Origin of the sequence: Pseudovibrio sp. Ad26 (assembly GCF_001623285.1) — a bacterium.
GTDB classification, from domain to species: Bacteria; Pseudomonadota; Alphaproteobacteria; order Rhizobiales; family Stappiaceae; genus Pseudovibrio; species Pseudovibrio ascidiaceicola.
Genome location: NZ_LMCE01000147.1, coordinates 49,747 through 68,990, shown reverse-complemented (window position 1 = coordinate 68,990; position 19,244 = coordinate 49,747). Strand labels below are relative to the sequence as shown.

Genomic DNA, 19,244 nt, shown 5'->3' with positions numbered 1-19,244 from the left:
ATATGAACACCAAAAAAACTGAGGCAAATTGGCCCGATCTGACGGGACGAATTGACGGCAACGAACATATTTTGCCTGTGCGTGTGTATTACGAGGACACCGATTTTTCCGGGGTCGTCTATCACGCAGCTTATCTGAAGTTCATGGAGCGCGGCCGCACTGAGCTGCTGCGTATGCGCGGTGTGCATCATCATGAGCTGGATTCAGGCATGCATGGGGAGCGTCTGGCGTTTGCTGTTCGTCATATGGACATTGATTTTCTCAAGCCTGCACGAATCGATGATGTGCTTGAAGTTCATACGGATATCAGTGAAGTGAAGGGTGTCCGGATGTTTATAAGCCAGAGAGTTATGCGTGGTGACGAAGTTTTGATCAAAGCGCGTGTGACTGCTGTGGCTATTTCTGCAGACGGGAAACCACGCAGATTGCCCAAGGATCTAGTCGCCCAAATGAACGGCGAATAAGCGCAATAATCATCGCGAAAAATCACCAATATTCATCCAAAGTAAACGGGACTGGAAACCTTTTAATCCTTCAGTAACCTTAAACAGGTCTTTTCATTTATGCCTTCAATGCTGGCTGTAGTCGAAGTTTCGCCAAATTCGACAGGCAGGAAGGCTGCTAAATGTTTAATAGACTGGTTGTGTCCATGGCAGGGGTTCTACCGTGGACAGGTCTTTGGGTTATCAGGGCAAGAGGTCCTTATTACATGAACTCTAAGGTGATGAAACTCGTTGTGGCCATGAGCGCAGCGGCGGCTTTGTTGACGCCATTGGCTGCAACGGCTCAGGACGTGCAATCTGTTGAGCTGGGTGCAGCTCCGGGTTCGGGCTTGTCCTACATTTCGTTGTTTCTGGAAGCAGACATCGTCGTCAAGATTGTAATGATCGGTCTGATCGCTGCTTCTGTCTGGAGCTGGGCGATTATCTTTGACAAGATTGTTCTTTACGGTCGCTCTCGTCGCCAGATGAACCGTTTTGAGAATGTGTTCTGGTCCGGCCAGTCTCTCGAAGAGCTCTATAAGTCTTTATCCTCCCGCGCGAATAACGGCATGTCTGCATTGTTTGTGGCTGCGATGCGTGAGTGGAAGCGCTCTCATGAAGGGGATAAGCCTGCGATTGCCAGCTTGCAGCAGCGAATTGACCGTGTGATGGATTTGACCATCTCCCGCGAAGTTGAGCGCCTTGAAAAGCGCCTGTTGTTCCTTGCAACGATTGGCAGTGCGGCTCCATTTGTTGGCCTGTTTGGTACGGTGTGGGGCATCATGAATGCGTTTACGTCCATTGCGGCTTCCAAGAATACCAACCTTGCCGTTGTGGCTCCGGGTATCGCCGAGGCGCTGTTTGCGACCGGTCTGGGCCTGATAGCAGCTATTCCCGCGGTTATTGCCTACAACAAACTGCAGAGCGATTCCGGCAAGCTTGCCGCGCGCATGGAAGGTTTTGCAGACGAGTTTTCCGCCATATTGTCTCGCCGCATTGATGAGCGAGGATAACCCATGGGTATGAGCACTGGAGCAGCTGGTGGTGGTCGTGCTGGTGGCAGACGTGGTCGCCGCAGGCATTCTCACGCACCGATGAGTGAGATCAACGTAACGCCAATGGTGGACGTGATGCTGGTACTGCTGATCATCTTTATGGTGGCAGCTCCCTTGCTGACTGTCGGCGTGCCGATTGACCTGCCTGAAACGCGCGCAAAAGCGATGGAGGGTGACACTGAGCCGATAGCGATTTCGGTAAAGTCCGATGGGGGCGTGTTCATTCAGGATACCGAGATCCCTATTGATGAGTTGATCGCGAAACTCGGTGCTATTGCCGAGAATGGTTACAACGAGCGTATTTACGTGCGTGGTGATCAGGATGCTGATTACGGAATCATCATGAAAGTTATGGGTCGCATCAATGCTGCTGGATACAAGCGCATTGGGCTCGTCACTCTAGAGGAGCAGGGTTAACCGGGAATGCGTGCAGGCCTTATCGCATCGCTAGTTGTTCACGTGGTCGTGCTTGTTGCCGGAGCGGTTTCGCTTAACTTCGGCAAAGAGCTGAACACTGCCCCGGTGGATTCACTCCCCGTGGATCTTGTGCCTGTGAGCGAGCTGACAAAGCTGCAGCTGGGCACAAAAGAAGCGAAGGAAATCAAAGAGGCTGCTTTGCAGCCGACCAAGAAGCCTGCGGAAAAGCCAGAACCGGAGAAAAAGACCGGTGAAGCTAAGAAAGAGGTGAAGAAGGTTCAGGAAGCGAAGAAGGAAGTGCAGCAGGCTGAAACACCGCCGCCGCCACCAGAACCAGCTGAACCAGAACCAGCCCCAAAGGAAGTGCCAAAAGAGAAGGCGCCTGCGGAGACTGCAGAACTTGGTCCTGAAGTCGAGAAAACAGAAAAGCCGAAGCAGGTAGTTAAAGTTCGTCCACGTTCTAAGCCAAAGCCTCCAGCGCGCCCTAAAGCGCCGAAGAAGGAAGAGCCGAAGAAGAAGGAAGACTTTAACTCGAAGATGGCGGCTTTGCTGAACAAAACGAATGCGAAGTCGAGCGGGACTGCTAAGTCCGCCAAGCCGGCTTCTCTTGGATCCGAATTGGGTCAGACCAACGTGAAGATGAGCCAGTCTGAACTGGATGCGCTTCGCGGGCAGGTCGCCCGGTGCTGGAACCCGCCTGTGGGTGCAGCTGGTGCTGAAGATCTGACCGTTCGTCTGCAGTTCAACCTGAGCCGTACTGGTGAAGTTGAAGGGCAGATGAAGGTTCTGAATTCCAGCAGCAACCCAACATTCAGAGCTGCTGCAAGCAGTGCAGAACGCGCGGTCTATCGCTGCGGTCCGTATTCTCTGCCAGCAGCTAAATATGATGCATGGAAAACCGTCATCTTGAATTTTGATCCTCGCGACATGCTTGGATACTAGGTATTGAGATTGAAAGGAGCTTAGGTCTATGTCCTTTGTGATGGGGCTTAACCCAATGCGTACAACAGGAGTCAAGCAGCTGTGGCGTCATGCATGTCGCCTTGTGGCTGCTGTTGTTACTGTTGCTGCGATCTCTCAACCTGCATATGCCCTGATTGAGCTTGATATTACTCAGGGCAACGTTGAACCTATGCCGATTGCAATTTCTCCCTTTGCAGGTTCCGGCTTGCAGGAAGACGTGGCAGGACAGATTTCTCAAGTTGTTGCAGCGGATTTGCAGCGCTCGGGCTTATTCCGTCCGATTGATCCGACAGCGCATATTCAGCAGGGAATGAATGTGGGCACCATGCCGCGCTTTGGCGATTGGAGAACCATTGGTTCTCAGGCTTTGGTGACTGGTTCTATCGCGCAGCAGGCAAACGGACAGATCCGGGCAGAATTTCGTTTGTGGGATGTGTTTGCCGGTCAGCAGTTGATTGGCCAGCAGTTCTTTACCACACCGGAAAACTGGCGCCGTCTGGCTCACATCATCTCAGATGCGGTTTACCAGCGTTTGACTGGTGAGAAAGGCTACTTCGATACCCGCGTGGTCTTTATTGACGAAAGCGGACCGAAGGATGCGCGCCGTAAGCGTCTGGCGATTATGGATCAGGATGGCGCGAATGTACGCTATCTTACCCGTGGTGATGACCTTGTGCTGACACCTCGGTTCTCTCCTGTCTCTCAGGAAGTGACCTACATGTCTTATGTAGGCGGAAATCCGCAGGTTTACCTGTTCAACATTGAAACCGGACAGCGTGAGGTTCTTGGAAACTTCCCAGGTATGACGTTTGCGCCGCGCTTCTCCCCTGATGGTCAAAAGGTCATCATGAGCTTGCAGCAGGGCAGCAATGCGAACCTTTACCTCATGGATCTCCGGACACGCCGGACCACGCGCCTGACCAATACAGCCGCTATCGACACCAGTCCTTCTTTCTCTCCGGATGGAAGTCAGGTGGTGTTTGAAAGTGACCGTGGCGGTTCTCAGCAGCTTTATGTGATGAACTCAAATGGAAGCGGTGCGACACGCATATCCTTTGGACCAGGACAGTATTCAACGCCTGTGTGGTCGCCGCGCGGTGATTTGATTGCCTTTACCAAGGTGCATCAGGGGCGCTTCATGATCGGCGTTATTCGCCCAGATGGTAAGGGTGAACGTATTCTCACTGAAGGCTATCACAATGAGGGACCAGCCTGGTCTCCGAACGGACGTGTACTGACGTTCTTCCGCGATACCGTGGGTGAGCAGGGTGGTCCTCAGGTCTGGACGGTTGACCTGACCGGCTATAACGAACAGCTGGTTCAGACGCCAAACTTTGCTTCAGATCCAGCGTGGTCTCCGTTGCTCGACTAATCATGAAACTGCGACCCCCAATTTCTCGCGGGAAATTGGGGTCATTAGCACTTCATTAACCAATAAATTCAAGTTACCCTTAACCAAGTTGGTCTAGGGCTTTTTTAACCCTCGGGGTTTGAGGGACAGGAGATTCTATAAATGTCAAAGACGCTGTTCGCGCGCGGAGCGCGTTTCGCCGCTGTGGTGGCTGTGTGTCTCGTCGCAGCAGCTTGTTCGCAGACACGCCCTGAACTGACCAGTGGCAATAGTTCTGTTGCAGCTGGCTCTGGACAGGACTTCGTTGTGAATGTTGGGGATCGTGTATTCTTCCTCAACAACCAGAGCTCCCTTGATGGTTCTGCTCGCGCAGTGCTGGACAAGCAGGCTCAGTGGCTGCAACACTATAAAAACTACTCAATTACGATTGAAGGTCACGCTGACGAGCGCGGCACCCGCCAGTACAACATTGCACTGGGTGCGCGACGTGCAGCTGCAGTTCGAGAATACCTTGTTGCAAAAGGCATTAGCCCGAACCGCATCAAAACACTCTCCTACGGTAAAGAGCGTCCGGTTGCGGTTTGTAATGCGGCTTCCTGCTGGAGCCAGAACCGTCGTGCTGTGACAGTTCTGAGTGGTCAGTAATTGAGTTTGACTTGCTGATATCCAGAAAAGGCTTCCCTAATTTGGGGGAGCCTTTTTTGTTGAAACTCCTGCAAACTTGTAGGAGAACGGAAATTGGTCGGGGAGAAGCCGCAAATAGGAGAGAAACACTGAGTGTGTGCCCTATTTTCGTCTTTTCCTCTTGCCAAGAGATGAGAAATTCCGACCCGGCCCCTGTAGGGTGTCTCAGGAGATAATTGATGGCTCTTTACCGACGTATTGCAACAAGCTTTATTGTTCTTGCGCTTGTAACCTCTACAAGTTTACCAGCATCTGCGCAGCTTTTCGGTTCATCTAAAAATGATGAAACCGCACAGAACACTGCTCGCCTTGGTCAACTTGAAGAGCAGGTTCGCTTGCTGACAGGCAAGGTTGAAGAGCTCAATCACAAACTACGCCTGACTGAAGATGCACTGCGCCGTTCTCAAGAGGACGTTGAGTACCGCCTGCAGCAGTTGGAGAATCCGGGTCAGACACCTCGCGTTGTCCAGCCTCCTGTTGTTCAGCAGCCGAGCACGACGGCTCCGACAAATCGGTCTCAGCAACTTTCTACGCTGAATACGCCTGCACAGGGAACGAATAGCGGTCCGTTGGATCTTTCTCAGATTGCACGCGGCAACAACGCTGCGCCTACCGGTTCCACACCTGCACCAAGTTCTGGCTCTCTTCAGTTTTCTGGCAGCGTGAATGAACTGCTGAGCGGTGATCCGCAGTCGGACTACAATGCTGTTTATGGTCTGATGGTTGGCGGCAACTACCCTGCCGCGACCGAGGGTTTTGACACTTTTCTTGGCATGTATCCTGATCATGAGCTGACTGCAAATGCGCAGCACTGGCTTGGCGAAAGCCTGCTGGCTCAGCGTCAGTATGAGAACGCTGCACAAGCTTTTCTAAAAAGCTATACTGATTTTCCTGAGAGTGAACTGGCTCCTGAAAGCTTGCTGAAATTGGGGACTGCCCTTACAGGTATGGGGAATGCGCCCGCTGCTTGTGAGACTTATGAGCAGCTTCTCGCCAATTTCCAGTTTGCAGCCCCTGCTGTGCTGGAGCAGGCCAAGGTTCAACAAAAACGTGACAACTGCCTCTAATCAAGTTGCTCTCTTTTCTTCCGACGAGCTGAATGAGCTTTTCGGAGAGTATAAGTCTTTCCGCCGGATCGCTGTTGGTGTGTCCGGCGGTGCTGATTCTATGGCTCTGCTTTACCTGTTGAAGCAGTGGACGCAGGAACTGGGGTTTTCTGCTCCTGAACTTTATGCTTTCACAGTCGATCATGGTTTGCGTGCTGAGGCTGCCAGCGAAGCTGCAGGCGTTGCGCAGTATTGCCGGCGCATTGACGTGCCACATGAGACCTTACATTGGATTGGTGAGAAACCGTCTTCAAACATCCAATCGGAATCTCGAGATGCGCGTCATGCTCTTTTGCGACAGGCTGCTGAAGACCACGGATGTGAGGGGCTCTTTCTAGGTCATCATCTGGAAGATCAGGCAGAAACGTTTTTGACACGTCTGGCGCGGGGCAGTGGGGTTTATGGTCTTGCGTGTATTCGTAAGGACCGCGAGTTGGATGGATTTCAGATTTGCCGTCCACTGCTCGAAATCAGCAAGGTTCGGCTCAAATCGCTTTTGCATTCTGCCCAGGTGCCATGGTTTGAAGATCCTTCAAATGAAGATGAGCAGTTCACCCGTGTAAAATTTCGCCAAGCGCAGCAAGAGCTCGACGAACTTGGGCTGACCGTGATGAAGCTTTCCGACACTGCGCGACGTATGGCCCGTGCTGCTGATGCGATTGACGTTTGGGTGGATGAAGTGGCCGAGAAGTCTTGCACGTTTCACAGTGCCGGACCTGTGCGTTTTGACAGTTCGTGTCTGGAGTACATTCCCGATGAAATTGGCTTGAGGCTGGTTGGGAGGCTGGTCCGCTACATTTCCGGAGCTCCCTATATGCCGCGCCTTGCCAAGCTTGAAGGACTTTACGAGACACTTAAAGCTGAAGATGGGAGCCGAGCGGCCACTCTTGGTGGGGTTCGTTTTGCGCTGGCAAAACCGCATGACGAATCCATCTGGTTTTGCTTTCGAGAGGCCGGTAGGGCTGGGTTGCCAGAGATTGAGGTTAAGCCGGGAGATGAGGGAATTTGGGATGATCGCTGGCGTTATAAAGCTGCGCATTCTGCGAAAAGCTTCAAAATCACTTATGTTCAAAAAGAGCTTTGTGGAGATTTTGAGCTAGAAATTCCTGCTAACTGGCTGAAAACAGCATTTCTGACAGCTCCGCTTATTGTTTTTGCTGGTGGGGTATCCTACATGCCATGGAAGAAGATTGGTCGAACAACAGCTGATGCTGAGGTAAGATCGAGGACCTACGGAATTTCGATGGTCCCAGTGAGCAGAACATTTTGAATAAATCTTAGTTTTGCTGGCGTTCTGTTAAATCTATGCATTTATGCTTTAGAGGAATGCAATTTGAACGTCTGGGCTGGTAAAGTTGGAATTAACGGAGCATCAATCCTGAATTTTCAGGGGTAACCGCAAAATTCCGTTGGCCTTAAGAAAACTGAGAAAGAATCTGTGTCATTCTCAGGAAAACGTAGAAAGCCCATTAGGGCTCGCTATGATCTTGACAGAGACACGTGCGAGGATCGCCGCCACCTTGCGGTAAAGGGATCGAAATGAACACCAATTTCCGGAATTTTGCCCTCTGGGTGATTATTGGTCTGTTGCTGATAGCGCTGTTCCAGCTCTTTCAGAACCCGACCTCACGAAGCAATACAAATGAAATCGCTTACTCTCAGTTTATCAATCAAGCTGAGCAGGGCGATATCCGTGAGGTCACGATTCAACAACAACAGATTACCGGCAAATACAGCAATGGCGGTACATTCCAGACCTATGCGCCTAGTGATGCCAAATATGTTGATGTGCTGCAAACCAAAGGCGTTTTGATTAACGCGAAGCCACCATCCGAGAGTTTCTCTCTCTTTGGAGCCTTGATTTCATGGCTACCGATGCTGTTGATTCTCGGTATCTGGATCTTTGTGATGCGTCAGATGCAAGGCGGCGGTGGCAAGGCGATGGGCTTTGGTAAGTCCAAGGCTAAGCTGCTGAACGAGGCTTCCGGTCGTGTGACGTTTGAAGATGTTGCGGGCATTGATGAAGCCAAGGAAGACCTTCAGGAGATTGTTGAGTTCCTGCGTGACCCACAGAAATTCCAGCGTCTTGGTGGTCGTATCCCACGCGGTTGTTTGCTTGTTGGCCCTCCTGGCACTGGTAAAACCCTGACCGCTCGTGCAGTGGCTGGTGAAGCGAACGTGCCGTTCTTCACCATTTCCGGTTCTGACTTCGTTGAAATGTTTGTTGGTGTTGGTGCTTCTCGTGTTCGTGACATGTTCGAACAGGCGAAGAAGAACTCACCATGCATCATCTTCATTGATGAGATTGATGCTGTTGGCCGTCACCGTGGTGCAGGCCTTGGCGGTGGAAATGACGAACGCGAACAGACCCTCAACCAGCTCCTTGTTGAGATGGATGGTTTTGAAGCAAATGAAGGTGTGATCATCATCGCGGCGACCAACCGTCCTGACGTGCTTGATCCTGCGCTTCTGCGTCCGGGTCGTTTTGACCGTCAAATTGTTGTGCCAAATCCAGATGTCACTGGCCGTGAAAAGATCCTCAAAGTGCACATGCGTAAAGTGCCACTGGCTCCAGATGTAAACGTGCATACACTTGCTCGCGGAACGCCTGGTTTCTCTGGTGCTGATTTGATGAACCTAGTGAATGAGGCTGCGCTTCTAGCCGCGCGCCGCTCCAAGCGTCTAGTCACGATGGCTGAGTTCGAAGATGCTAAAGACAAGGTGATGATGGGTGCGGAACGCCGTACGCTTGTCATGACCGAAGAAGAGAAGAAGCTGACGGCTTATCACGAAGCTGGCCACGCGCTGGTTGCGATGCACATGCCTGCATCTGATCCGGTTCACAAAGCAACGATTATTCCGCGTGGTCGTGCGTTGGGTATGGTGATGAGGTTGCCTGAGAAAGATCAGGTTTCTCTGACCCGTGCGAAGTGTAAAGCTGACCTTGCTGTTGCTATGGGTGGCCGTGTGGCTGAAGAAATGATCTTCGGTTATGAGAAGGTTACTTCCGGTGCTTCCGGGGATATCCAGATGGCAACCAAGCTTGCAAAAGCTATGGCGACGCAGTTTGGTATGTCCGATAAGCTTGGCCCGTTGCTTTACGGCGAGAACCAGGAAGAAGTCTTCCTTGGTCACTCTGTTGCGAAGAGCCAGAATGTTTCTGATGAAACCCAGAAAATGGTTGATGCGGAAGTGAAAAGCTTCGTCAATCAGGGCTATGAGACCGCAAATAAGGTTCTGAAAGAGCATGAAGATCAGTTGCATCTGATCGCTCAGGGCTTGTTGGAGTATGAAACTCTCTCCGGTGATGAAATCCGCAAAATGCTTGATGGCGAGCAGCCTGTGCGTGATACCGGTGATGATAGTCCATCCACTCCGCGTTCTACTGGTGTACCCACCGCTGGCGGAAAGAAGCACGGCGGTGAAGCTTCTGATGGGCTTAACCCACAGCCGCAGAGCTAACAGCCAGTCTTCTTGATGGTGCTTTTAAGAGATAAAATGCCCGGCTGCTCAGTCGGGCATTTGCTATTGAGGCTCAACTGTTTGGCTTTTGTATGGGTGAGAATTCGACTTTGCTGCTGCGTCAAATTGCGGGTGAGCCGTAATAATTGGACACATCATTTGACAGGACCAGGCAAGGGCAAGCGTGTATCACCATTTCAATTAGATTTATCGTGAGCGATACGCTCCGCATTTGAGAGTTCAGGGAAACATTAAATGTCGCGAAAATACTTTGGCACCGATGGAATGCGCGGTACTGCAAACAAGTGGCCATTGACCGCGGAAGTTGCGCTGAAGGTTGGAATGGCTGCTGGTGTGGTGTTCCGCCGTGGCAAATATCGCCATCGCGTGGTTATCGGCAAAGACACGCGCCTTTCTGGTTACATGTTTGAAAACGCACTCGTTGCTGGTTTTACTGCGATGGGCATGGATGTTTTTGTGCTTGGCCCTATGCCAACCCCAGCTGTTGCGATGCTGACGCGTTCGTTGCGTGCGGACATTGGTGTGATGATCTCTGCCAGTCATAACCCGTTTGAAGACAACGGTATCAAGTTCTTTGGTCCTGATGGGTTCAAGCTGTCTGATGAAGTCGAACTTCAGATTGAACGCCTCATCGATAGTGATATGAGCCAGAGTTTGCCGGCACCAGATACCCTCGGTCGTGCAACGCGTATTGATAGTATGAAGGATCGCTACATCGAGTTCGCCAAACGCACTTTGCCACGTGATCTGAACTTGAATGGCATGCGCATTGTGATCGATTGTGCGAATGGTGCTGCCTATAAGGTTGCTCCAGAGATCCTTTGGGAGTTAGGTGCAGAAGTGTTCCCGTTGGGTGTTGATCCGGATGGTTTTAACATCAACAAAGACTGCGGTTCCACTGCTCCTGAAGCGCTTGCGAAGAAAGTTCACGAAGTTCGGGCGGATATCGGGATAGCGCTGGATGGCGATGCTGACCGTGTGATCATCGTGGATGAGAACAGCAAGGTTGTTGATGGTGATCAGCTGATGGCAGTGATTGCTGAATCCTGGAAAGCAGATGGGCGTCTTTCAGCGCCCGGTATTGTTGCGACTGTTATGTCGAACCTCGGTTTGGAGCGTTTCCTGAAAGGACTTGGTCTTTCACTTGAACGTACTAAGGTTGGTGATCGCTACGTTGTTGAGCGGATGCGTGAAGGTGGCTTCAATGTAGGCGGGGAACAGTCCGGCCATATTGTGATGTCTGATTTTGGTACGACTGGTGATGGCCTTGTAGCTGCGCTGCAGATACTTGCTTGCGTGAAGAAGACGAAGAAGCCGGTTTCAGAGGTTTGTAACCGATTCGTTCCAGTGCCTCAGGTCCTTAAGAATGTGCGCTATGCGAGTGGTAAACCTCTCGAAGATAAGGCTGTTAAGGCGGTTATTAAGGCCGGAGAAGAGAAGCTTGGTAAACAGGGGCGCCTTGTTATCCGCGCTTCTGGAACCGAGCCACTTATTCGTGTGATGGGTGAGGCTGATGATGCAAACCTTCTCAACAAGGTGGTCGATAGTATTGTTGAGGCCGTTAAAAAGGCAGCAGCTAGCTAACTGAAATTATTTAATTTATCGAGTTTTGAGAGCGGGCATTTCATGGTGTCCGCTTTCTTTGTTCTGAAATCTGCGGTGCGCATAAGTAAATGCAAATTAACTATCTGATATTTGCTTGATTCGTGCTTGTTAGTTGTTTGTTAATAATAAATGTTAGGGTTAAGAATACTGGTTAATTTATAGGTAATTCTTTCTCTGTAAAAAATGCTTAGGTTATATTTAAGGGCAATCATCTCGCGTGACAGGTGCCGTTTGAGAGGACATAAGCATGAAGTATTTTAGTAAGTTGCTGACATCGACTGCAGCTGCGCTGGTTTTGTCTGGTGTTGCTTATGCAGCGGATCTCCCAGCACCTGTATTCGTAGAAGAACCCGAGCTTCCACAAGTGCAAATCGGTGGTGGTTGGTATCTGCGTGGTGACATCGGCTACAAGGTCTATCAGAATCCCAAAGCGAAATTCTCTCATATCAAGTTCAATGATGAAGAATTGGAGCCAACCGGTGTTGTTGGTGTTGGTGTTGGTTATCGCGTGAATGACTTCATTCGCACAGATGTGACACTGGACTACGAATGGGATGCTGACTTTACAGCAAAAGCTGAGTGTATTGGTACTTGTAGTACCTCCGGCACCTCAGATGAGTTTGCGACACTGGATGTCTGGACTGTTCTTTGGAATGTCTATGCTGACCTAGGGTATTACAATGGCTTCACTCCCTATGTTGGAGCTGGTGTTGGTGCCTCTTACGTGAATGCAAAGAGCGTCCGTGCAATCAATCCTGATGGTACCAGAGTCAAATATCCTAAAGGGCATTGGTGGAATTTCTCATGGGCTCTTATGGCAGGCACGTCCTATGAGATCGATGACAATTGGAAGATTGATGCAGGCTACCGCTATCTGAACATTGGTGCCGTGAAGACCAAGTCATTTTCCAGTAATGGTAAGACCTCCGGCATTAAGTATGACAATCTCGCAGCGCATGAGGTGCGTGTTGGGTTGCGCTATGAGTTTGGTGGGTCTTCTAGCGGTGGATATGACCAGCCGATCGTTACAAAGTATTAGGTCGCAGGCTGGTGCGCCTCCAGTTTGAATGCTGACCAAAACACTCCAGAGCCTGTCTAGCGACAGGCTCTTTTTTTTGATTGAAATTAGAGAGTTTGTAGAATTGAAAGATTGGTTATCCACTGGGCGATTACACAAAATATATCTAATCGTACGCAGCGTTTAATTGATTGAATGTTGCTCTGCAAAAAAACATTTGTTGACGAGATAAGTCGTTTCGCATAGACCCGTCGGTGGGACACCCCTCCCCAACGAGGGGCACCTATCTGAAAGGGTAGTCATTATGACGAATACGACAATGCCGGCTACAAAGCCGGTAAACCCGAACTTTTCTTCGGGTCCATGTGCCAAGCGTCCGGGCTGGACACCTGCAATCCTTGCAGACGCGCCCCTTGGCAGATCTCACCGTGCTAAGATTGGTAAGGCGAAGCTGAAAGAAGCTATCGAGCTGACTCGTGAAGTCCTCGAAGTGCCTGCTGATTACAAAATCGGAATTGTTCCTGCTTCTGATACTGGTGCTGTTGAAATGGCACTGTGGTCGCTGCTTGGTGCGCGCCCAGTTGATATGGTTGCCTGGGAAAGCTTTGGTTCCGGTTGGGTTTCCGATGTTATGAAGCAGCTCAAGCTTGCGGATGCACGCAAGATTGAAGCTGGCTATGGCGAACTGCCAGACCTCAACACCATTAATTTCGACCACGATGTGGTCTTCACTTGGAACGGGACCACCTCTGGTGTGCGTGTGCCGAATGGTGATTTCATTCCTGCAGACCGCAAAGGTCTGACCATCTGCGATGCGACTTCTGCTGCTTTTGCGCAGGAGCTGGAATTCGATAAGCTGGATGTTGTGACTTACTCTTGGCAGAAAGTGCTGGGTGGTGAAGCTGCGCACGGCATTCTGATCTTGTCACCTCGTGCTGTTGAGCGCCTTGAGAGCTATACGCCTGCATGGCCGATGCCGAAGATCTTCCGTCTGACTAAAGGCGGAAAGTTGATCGATGGTGTTTTTGAAGGCGCAACCATCAACACGCCGAGCATGCTTTGCGTAGAAGATTATCTGGATGCTTTGGGTTGGGCCAAAGAACTGGGTGGTCTAAAAGCATTGATTGCTCGTGCTGATGCAAATACCGCTGCGATCACGACTTGGGCTGAGAAAACTGATTGGGTTGATTTCCTGGCAGTTGACCCGGCAACCCGTTCCAATACTTCTGTTTGTCTGAAGATTGTTGATCCGGAAATCACGAAGCTTGATGACAAAGCACAGGCTGCATTTGCCAAAGCGATTGTGAACCTGCTCGACAAAGAAGAAGTGGCATTCGACATTGGAGCATACCGTGATGCGCCGTCCGGTCTTCGGATCTGGTGTGGTGCGACGGTTGAGACTGCCAATGTAGAAGCGCTTATTCCTTGGTTGGATTATGCTTTTGCTGCTGAAAAAGCGAAGTTGGTTTCTGCTTAAACTCCCTATTTTTTTGAACGAAAAAGTTCCGGTCGCCCAGTGTGACCGGTTAACCTGACGCAAGAAGTGTATCTGGCTCCCGCAACATATGAATGGGAGGATACCTTCGTTGACTTGAAAGGTTAGCCCGATGGCTCCTAAAGTTCTTATTTCCGATAAGCTCTCTGATAAAGCAGTTCAGATTTTCAAAGAACGCGGTTGCGATGTCGACTTTCTGCCAGATGTTGGCAAGGACAAAGAAAAACTCGTAGAAATCATTGGCAAATATGATGGTTTAGCGATCCGTTCTGCGACTAAAGCAACTGAAAAAATCATCAAAGCAGCGACCAACCTGAAGGTGATTGGGCGCGCTGGTATTGGTGTCGATAACGTTGATATTCCGGCAGCGACTGCCAAGGGTATCGTTGTTATGAACACCCCGTTTGGTAACGCGATTACGACTGCTGAACACGCGATTGCAATGATGTTTGCGGTGACCCGCCAGATCCCGGCAGCGGATGTTTCCACGCAGGCTGGTAAGTGGGAAAAGTCCCGCTTTATGGGTAATGAAGTCACTTCCAAGACGCTGGGTCTCGTTGGTTGCGGCAATATTGGTTCTATTGTTGCGGATCGTGCAATCGGTTTGAAAATGAAGGTGATTGCGTTCGATCCGTTCTTGTCTCATGAACGTGCTATTGACCTTGGCGTCGAGAAGGTTGAGCTGGAAGACCTCTTCAAGCGCGCTGACTTTATTACCCTGCACACTCCACTGACTGACCGTACCCGTAACATTATTGATGCAGATGCAATCGAGACCATGAAAGATGGTGTCTACCTCATCAACTGTGCTCGTGGTGGTCTGGTCGACGAAGATGCTCTTCGTGCTGCGCTGGATAGTGGCAAGGTTGCAGGTGCTGCGGTTGACGTGTTCACCGTTGAGCCAGCTAAAGAGAACGTTCTGTTTGGTGCTCCAAACCTCGTATGTACGCCTCACCTTGGTGCGTCTACTTCTGAAGCTCAGGAAAACGTTGCACTGCAGGTTGCCGAGCAGATGTCTGACTATCTGGTCAACGGTGCGGTTTCCAACGCTCTGAACATGCCATCCATTACTGCGGAAGAAGCGCCGCGCCTCGCTCCATTTGTGAAACTGGCGGAGCAGCTTGGTTCCTTTGCTGGTCAGGCGACAGAGACTGGCATCAAAGCGGTTCGTATTGAATACGAGGGCGATGTTGCTGAGATGAACGTGAAGGCTCTGACCGCTGCTGCACTTACAGGTGTTCTGCGTCCTTTGCTGCAGACTGTGAATATGGTTTCTGCTCCAGAAGTTGCTAAAGAGCGCGGCATTGTGATTGAAGATGTTCGCCGCGAACAGCATGGTGCCTATGAAAACTACATTCGCCTGACTGTTATCACAGAGCGTCAGGAGCGTTCTGTTGCTGGTACAGTGTTTGGTGATCAGAAGCCGCGTATCATTCAGATCAAAGGCATCAACATGGAAGCAGAGCTTGGCGAGAACATGCTCTATGTGACCAACCAGGATAAGCCGGGCTTCATTGGTCAGCTGGGCTCCATTCTTGGTGATGCAAAGATCAATATTGCGACGTTTAACCTTGGCCGTAAGGTTGAAGGTGAAGAAGCGATCTGTCTTGTTGAGATTGACGGCGAAATTGCTGAGACAACCGTGGATGAAATTGCTGCGATTGAGCAAGTGAACCAGGCGAAGCTGCTGCATTTCCCTCAACAGGGCTAAGCTATTTTATAAGTATAGATGAGGAAAAGGCGGTCTTCGGACTGCCTTTTCTTTTTCCGGTGGTCATGAGACTGGTGGAAATTGCTTATCTTTGAACTTGGCGCCATGATGCAGGCTGGTTCCATTTCGAAGTAGAAAGCTATTATGAATATTGATCTGCTGCGCCGTCTCTGTGAAACCCCTGGTGTTCCCGGGCATGAGCATCGAGTACGCGAGATAATTCTGAAAGAGATTGAAGGCCTGTTTGATGATGTTCAAACGGATGCAATGGGATCTCTTATCTGTCGCCGCGATGCACGCAAGGCGCTTGAAAATGGTGATAAACCAAAGAAGGTTATGCTGCTCTGCCATATGGATGAGATTGGCTTCCTTGTTTCGCATATCACCGAGAAAGGCTTTGTCTATGTACAGCCGGTTGGCGGTTTTGATGCACGCAATCTCTTCTCCCGTCGTGTGTTGGTCTCCACAGATGAGGGTGATCTGAAGGCCGTGATGAATCCGGCTGGACGGCCAGTTCACATTGCTCCGCCTGAAGAGCGCAAAAAGATCCCTCAAGTCACTGATTTCATTATTGATCTTGGTTTAGGTAAGAAGACCGGGGAAGTGGTCAAGGTTGGTGACATGGTCACTCTTGATGAGCCGCTGATCGAGATGGGTGAAAAGGTTGTCTCCAAAGCGATGGATAACCGGGTTGCATGCTGGCTTGGCATTGAAGCTATGCGTGCGCTGGGGGATGCGGATCATACCTGCGAAATCTATGTTGCTTTTACCTGTCAGGAAGAGGTTGGGCTACGCGGAGCGAAGACTGCGGCCTATGCCATTAAACCAGATATCGGCCTTGGCGTTGATATTACGCTTTCCTGTGATACGCCAGGGGTGCCGGAGCAAGATCAAACGACTGAGCAAGGTAAAGGTTTTGGGCTTCACGTGAAGGACGGTTGGTTCATTGCTGACCTGGAACTTGTGAAAGAAATCGAAAATCTGGCTATTGAAGAAGAAATTCCATACCAGCGCACCATGTTAAACGGTGGTGGGCAGGATGGGGCAGCAGCTCAGCAAGCCGCTGCTGGTGCAAAGGCTGTCGGCATCATGGTTGGTACACGTTATGTGCACACAGTGACCGAGATGATTGATAAGAGTGATCTGCTTGCCGCACGCGATATTCTGGCCGCCTATCTGAAGCGTTGCTGATAATGCGAGCTGCTGCTTGATTAGAAGCCTCCAGATCCTAACTGCGGTAGGGTCTGGAGGCTTTTTTTTGTTATGCAATTACTTGTTTTTTGCCTATCCATTTGCTGGTTAAGCGGCCATCAATCAGTAACAGTGCGATGAAGATTGCTGCCATGCCGATCCAGTGGTTGGCTTCGAGGCGTTCATTTAGGAAGATAGCGCCCAGAATGATTGCGCTGACCGGAATTACGAGTGTGACAGAAGCTGCGTTGGTTGCTCCTGCAAGTTTGAAAAGCTGGAAGTACAGGATGTAAGCAAAAGCTGTGCAAGCGAGAGCAAGAATGAGAACGCTTGCCCATGTTGAAGCGGATGCCTCCATCAGTTGCTGAGTTGGTGCGGTATAAATGAGCGCAGGTATCAGCAGGATCGTTGAAGCGGAGAGCTGGCCAGTTGCCAAAGCTCCTGGTGGTAGTTTTTTGAGGCGCATAATGATGAACGCGGCGAATGCATATGAGAGAGCGGCTCCTAATACTGCGAGCTGAGGCCAAACCTGATTACTGGCACCGCTCAGAGCATCACTGCCAACCATGATGGCAACTCCGACAACTCCGATCACTGCCGCGACGAGCTTGGTTGCTGTCAGCTTCTCTTCATTGCTGAGGACCTGCATGACAATCATCGTGAAGATGGGTGTGAAGGCGTTGAGTACGGATGCCAATCCAGAGGCAATGTATTGCTGACCCCAAAAGATGAGGGAGAAGGGGACTACATTATTTAAGAAACCCAGCAGGAGGAAGCTGCCAATCCATTTTGTAGAGAGCGGTATGGACTGCTTTGAGATGAGTAAGAAGCCCCACATGGCGAGTGCTGCGATTGCTACTCTTAAGAAAACAAGTGTGATGGGATTGAATTCTGCGACTGCGACTTTGGCAAAGAAAAATGCGCCACCCCACAAGGTGCCTAATAAGAGAAGAATAGACCAGCCCAGCCAGTCAAGTTTTTGTGCGTTCATAAAGCGTATTCAACTTAGTGAAATTTCTTGCAGGAATTGCAAAAAATGAGAAATTGGAACTTGAGCTAGTAATATCACTTGCTGCTGTGGCTGTACCACCCGATTTGCGAGTAAAACAATCAACAGAGGTTCACTCTGATCGCAAAAATTACAGTCTTGGCCTGATTTTGAAGGAAAAGGGCTCGTATTTAAGAGATTGACAGATTATAAGGCGCTGTAACTGCGCCCCGGCTCTTACGCCGGGGTTTCTTATGTTGTCTCTCACGATTTGCATTCTGAGCTGGCAAGCCACTTTATACAGAAATAGCAAATCGTATGACGGCGTATTTTAGGAATACGCTGGCAGCCGCAGGAGGGCTGAAGAACCATGGCCAACGTTGTCGTAGTTGGGTCACAATGGGGTGACGAAGGTAAGGGTAAACTTGTCGATTGGCTCTCAGAGCAAGCCGACGTCGTTGTACGCTTCCAAGGCGGACACAATGCAGGTCATACGCTTGTAATTGACGGAACGAGCTACAAGCTGGCACTGCTGCCATCTGGTGTTGTTCGTGGGAAACTCTCTGTCATTGGCAATGGCGTTGTGATTGACCCTCATGCACTGGTTGCTGAGATTGCACGTCTTGAAGAGCAGGGCGTTAAGATCTCCCCGGAAATCCTGCGTGTTGCTGACAATGCTACTCTTATTCTGAGCCTGCACCGCGAGCTTGATGCTTTGCGTGAAGATGCAAGCCCGGCAGGCACTAAAATCGGTACCACCAAACGCGGTATCGGCCCTGCTTATGAAGATAAAGTCGGTCGTCGTGCAATTCGCGTGATGGATCTGGCAAACATGAGTACACTGCCAGCCAAGATTGATCGTCTGCTGACCCACCACAATGCTATTCTGCGCGGTCTGGGTCGCGATGAGATCTCTGCTGAGACCATCTACAAAGAGTTGGAAGACGTAGCTGATAAGATCCTGCCGTACATGGATAAAGCCTGGTACATGCTGGACAAAGCACGTCGTGAAGGTAAGCGTTTGTTGTTTGAAGGTGCGCAGGGCGCGCTGCTGGACAACGACCACGGCACTTATCCGTTTGTAACCTCCTCCAATACAGTTGCAGGTCAGGCTGCTGCTGGTAGTGGTCTGGGTCCAAACTCCATCGATTACGTTCTGGGTATCACCAAAGCTTACACCACTCGTGTAGGTGAAGGTCCGTTCCCAACCGAACAGCAGAATGAAGTTGGTGAGTTCCTCGGTACCCGCGGGCACGAGTTTGGAACGAACACTGGTCGTCGTCGTCGGTGTGGCTGGTTTGATGCAGTGATTGTCCGACAAACCGTTTGCACCAGCGGAATCAATGGGATTGCATTGACAAAGCTTGACGTTTTGGACGGACTGGATGAAATTAAGATTTGTGTTGGTTATGAGCTAGATGGTGAGCGAATCGATTACCTTCCAGCATCTCAAGGTGCTCAGGCGCGGGTTATTCCTATTTATGAGACCCTGCCTGGTTGGAAGGAAACGACCAAAGGCGCACGCACTTGGGCAGAATTGCCAGCACAAGCTGTGAAATACGTTCGGCATGTTGAAGAGCTGATTGGTGCTCCGGTTGCTCTATTATCAACAAGCCCTGAACGTGATGACACAATCCTGGTTCAGAATCCATTCCAGGATTAAGTCTTGAAATGAAGCTCTGGGGGCAATGGGCA

General features: G+C 50.4%; 16 protein-coding genes. 15 read left to right on the top strand and 1 reads right to left on the bottom strand.

Features of this window, described 5'->3' with window-relative positions:
- The first annotated feature begins 2 nt into the window (after window positions 1-2).
- The 14 genes from ybgC (at window position 3) to PsAD26_RS26150 (ending at window position 16,561) form a co-directional block, all read left to right on the top strand.
- A complete protein-coding gene (gene ybgC, locus PsAD26_RS26215) occupies window positions 3-464 on the top strand; it encodes a tol-pal system-associated acyl-CoA thioesterase (RefSeq protein ID WP_063291531.1) in 462 nt (153 codons plus the stop codon).
- Between the two features lie 245 nt (window positions 465-709).
- On the top strand, window positions 710-1,495 hold the full coding sequence (gene tolQ / locus PsAD26_RS26210) for a protein TolQ (RefSeq protein WP_063291532.1): 786 nt from the start codon (window positions 710-712) through the stop codon (window positions 1,493-1,495).
- A gap of 3 nt (window positions 1,496-1,498) precedes the next feature.
- The gene (gene tolR, locus PsAD26_RS26205; RefSeq protein WP_063312760.1) at window positions 1,499-1,954 is read left to right on the top strand and encodes a protein TolR; all 456 of its coding nucleotides are present in this window, start codon (window positions 1,499-1,501) and stop codon (window positions 1,952-1,954) included.
- Between the two features lie 6 nt (window positions 1,955-1,960).
- The gene (locus PsAD26_RS26200; RefSeq protein WP_063312759.1) at window positions 1,961-2,896 is read left to right on the top strand and encodes a hypothetical protein; all 936 of its coding nucleotides are present in this window, start codon (window positions 1,961-1,963) and stop codon (window positions 2,894-2,896) included.
- Window positions 2,897-2,951: 55 nt separating this feature from the next.
- Entirely contained in the window at window positions 2,952-4,289 is a 1,338-nt protein-coding gene (tolB, locus tag PsAD26_RS26195) for a Tol-Pal system beta propeller repeat protein TolB (protein WP_063312786.1), read from the top strand.
- A 141-nt stretch (window positions 4,290-4,430) separates the two neighbouring features.
- Window positions 4,431-4,913, top strand: a complete 483-nt coding sequence (pal, locus tag PsAD26_RS26190; protein ID WP_063312758.1) for a peptidoglycan-associated lipoprotein Pal — start codon at window positions 4,431-4,433, stop codon at window positions 4,911-4,913.
- A gap of 218 nt (window positions 4,914-5,131) precedes the next feature.
- Entirely contained in the window at window positions 5,132-6,019 is an 888-nt protein-coding gene (gene ybgF, locus PsAD26_RS26185; protein ID WP_063302746.1) for a tol-pal system protein YbgF, read from the top strand.
- Window positions 6,003-7,328, top strand: coding sequence for a tRNA lysidine(34) synthetase TilS (tilS, locus tag PsAD26_RS26180; RefSeq protein WP_063312757.1), 1,326 nt, complete (start codon window positions 6,003-6,005; stop codon window positions 7,326-7,328). Before ybgF ends, tilS begins: the two co-directional genes overlap by 17 nt.
- A gap of 269 nt (window positions 7,329-7,597) precedes the next feature.
- Window positions 7,598-9,520 carry an ATP-dependent zinc metalloprotease FtsH gene (gene ftsH, locus PsAD26_RS26175; RefSeq protein WP_063312756.1) on the top strand — a complete coding sequence of 641 codons (1,923 nt, stop codon included), beginning with the start codon at window positions 7,598-7,600 and terminating at the stop codon, window positions 9,518-9,520.
- Window positions 9,521-9,775: 255 nt separating this feature from the next.
- Window positions 9,776-11,125: a phosphoglucosamine mutase gene (glmM, locus tag PsAD26_RS26170; protein ID WP_063312755.1), complete on the top strand. Its 1,350-nt coding sequence runs from the start codon at window positions 9,776-9,778 to the stop codon at window positions 11,123-11,125.
- 268 nt (window positions 11,126-11,393) lie between these two features.
- Entirely contained in the window at window positions 11,394-12,185 is a 792-nt protein-coding gene (locus tag PsAD26_RS26165) for an outer membrane protein (protein ID WP_063312754.1), read from the top strand.
- Between the two features lie 283 nt (window positions 12,186-12,468).
- The gene (locus tag PsAD26_RS26160; protein ID WP_063312753.1) at window positions 12,469-13,641 is read left to right on the top strand and encodes a phosphoserine transaminase; all 1,173 of its coding nucleotides are present in this window, start codon (window positions 12,469-12,471) and stop codon (window positions 13,639-13,641) included.
- Between the two features lie 130 nt (window positions 13,642-13,771).
- Window positions 13,772-15,370, top strand: coding sequence for a phosphoglycerate dehydrogenase (serA, locus tag PsAD26_RS26155; RefSeq protein WP_063312752.1), 1,599 nt, complete (start codon window positions 13,772-13,774; stop codon window positions 15,368-15,370).
- 144 nt (window positions 15,371-15,514) lie between these two features.
- Window positions 15,515-16,561, top strand: a complete 1,047-nt coding sequence (locus PsAD26_RS26150) for a M20/M25/M40 family metallo-hydrolase (RefSeq protein WP_063312751.1) — start codon at window positions 15,515-15,517, stop codon at window positions 16,559-16,561.
- A 70-nt stretch (window positions 16,562-16,631) separates the two neighbouring features.
- Here PsAD26_RS26150 and PsAD26_RS26145 read toward each other — a convergent pair whose 3' ends face one another.
- Window positions 16,632-17,552, bottom strand: a complete 921-nt coding sequence (locus tag PsAD26_RS26145; protein ID WP_063312750.1) for a DMT family transporter — start codon at window positions 17,550-17,552, stop codon at window positions 16,632-16,634.
- A gap of 367 nt (window positions 17,553-17,919) precedes the next feature.
- On the opposite strand from PsAD26_RS26145, the gene PsAD26_RS26140 reads away from it, so the two are divergent.
- Window positions 17,920-19,212: an adenylosuccinate synthase gene (locus PsAD26_RS26140; RefSeq protein WP_063312749.1), complete on the top strand. Its 1,293-nt coding sequence runs from the start codon at window positions 17,920-17,922 to the stop codon at window positions 19,210-19,212.
- Window positions 19,213-19,244 lie beyond the last annotated feature (32 nt).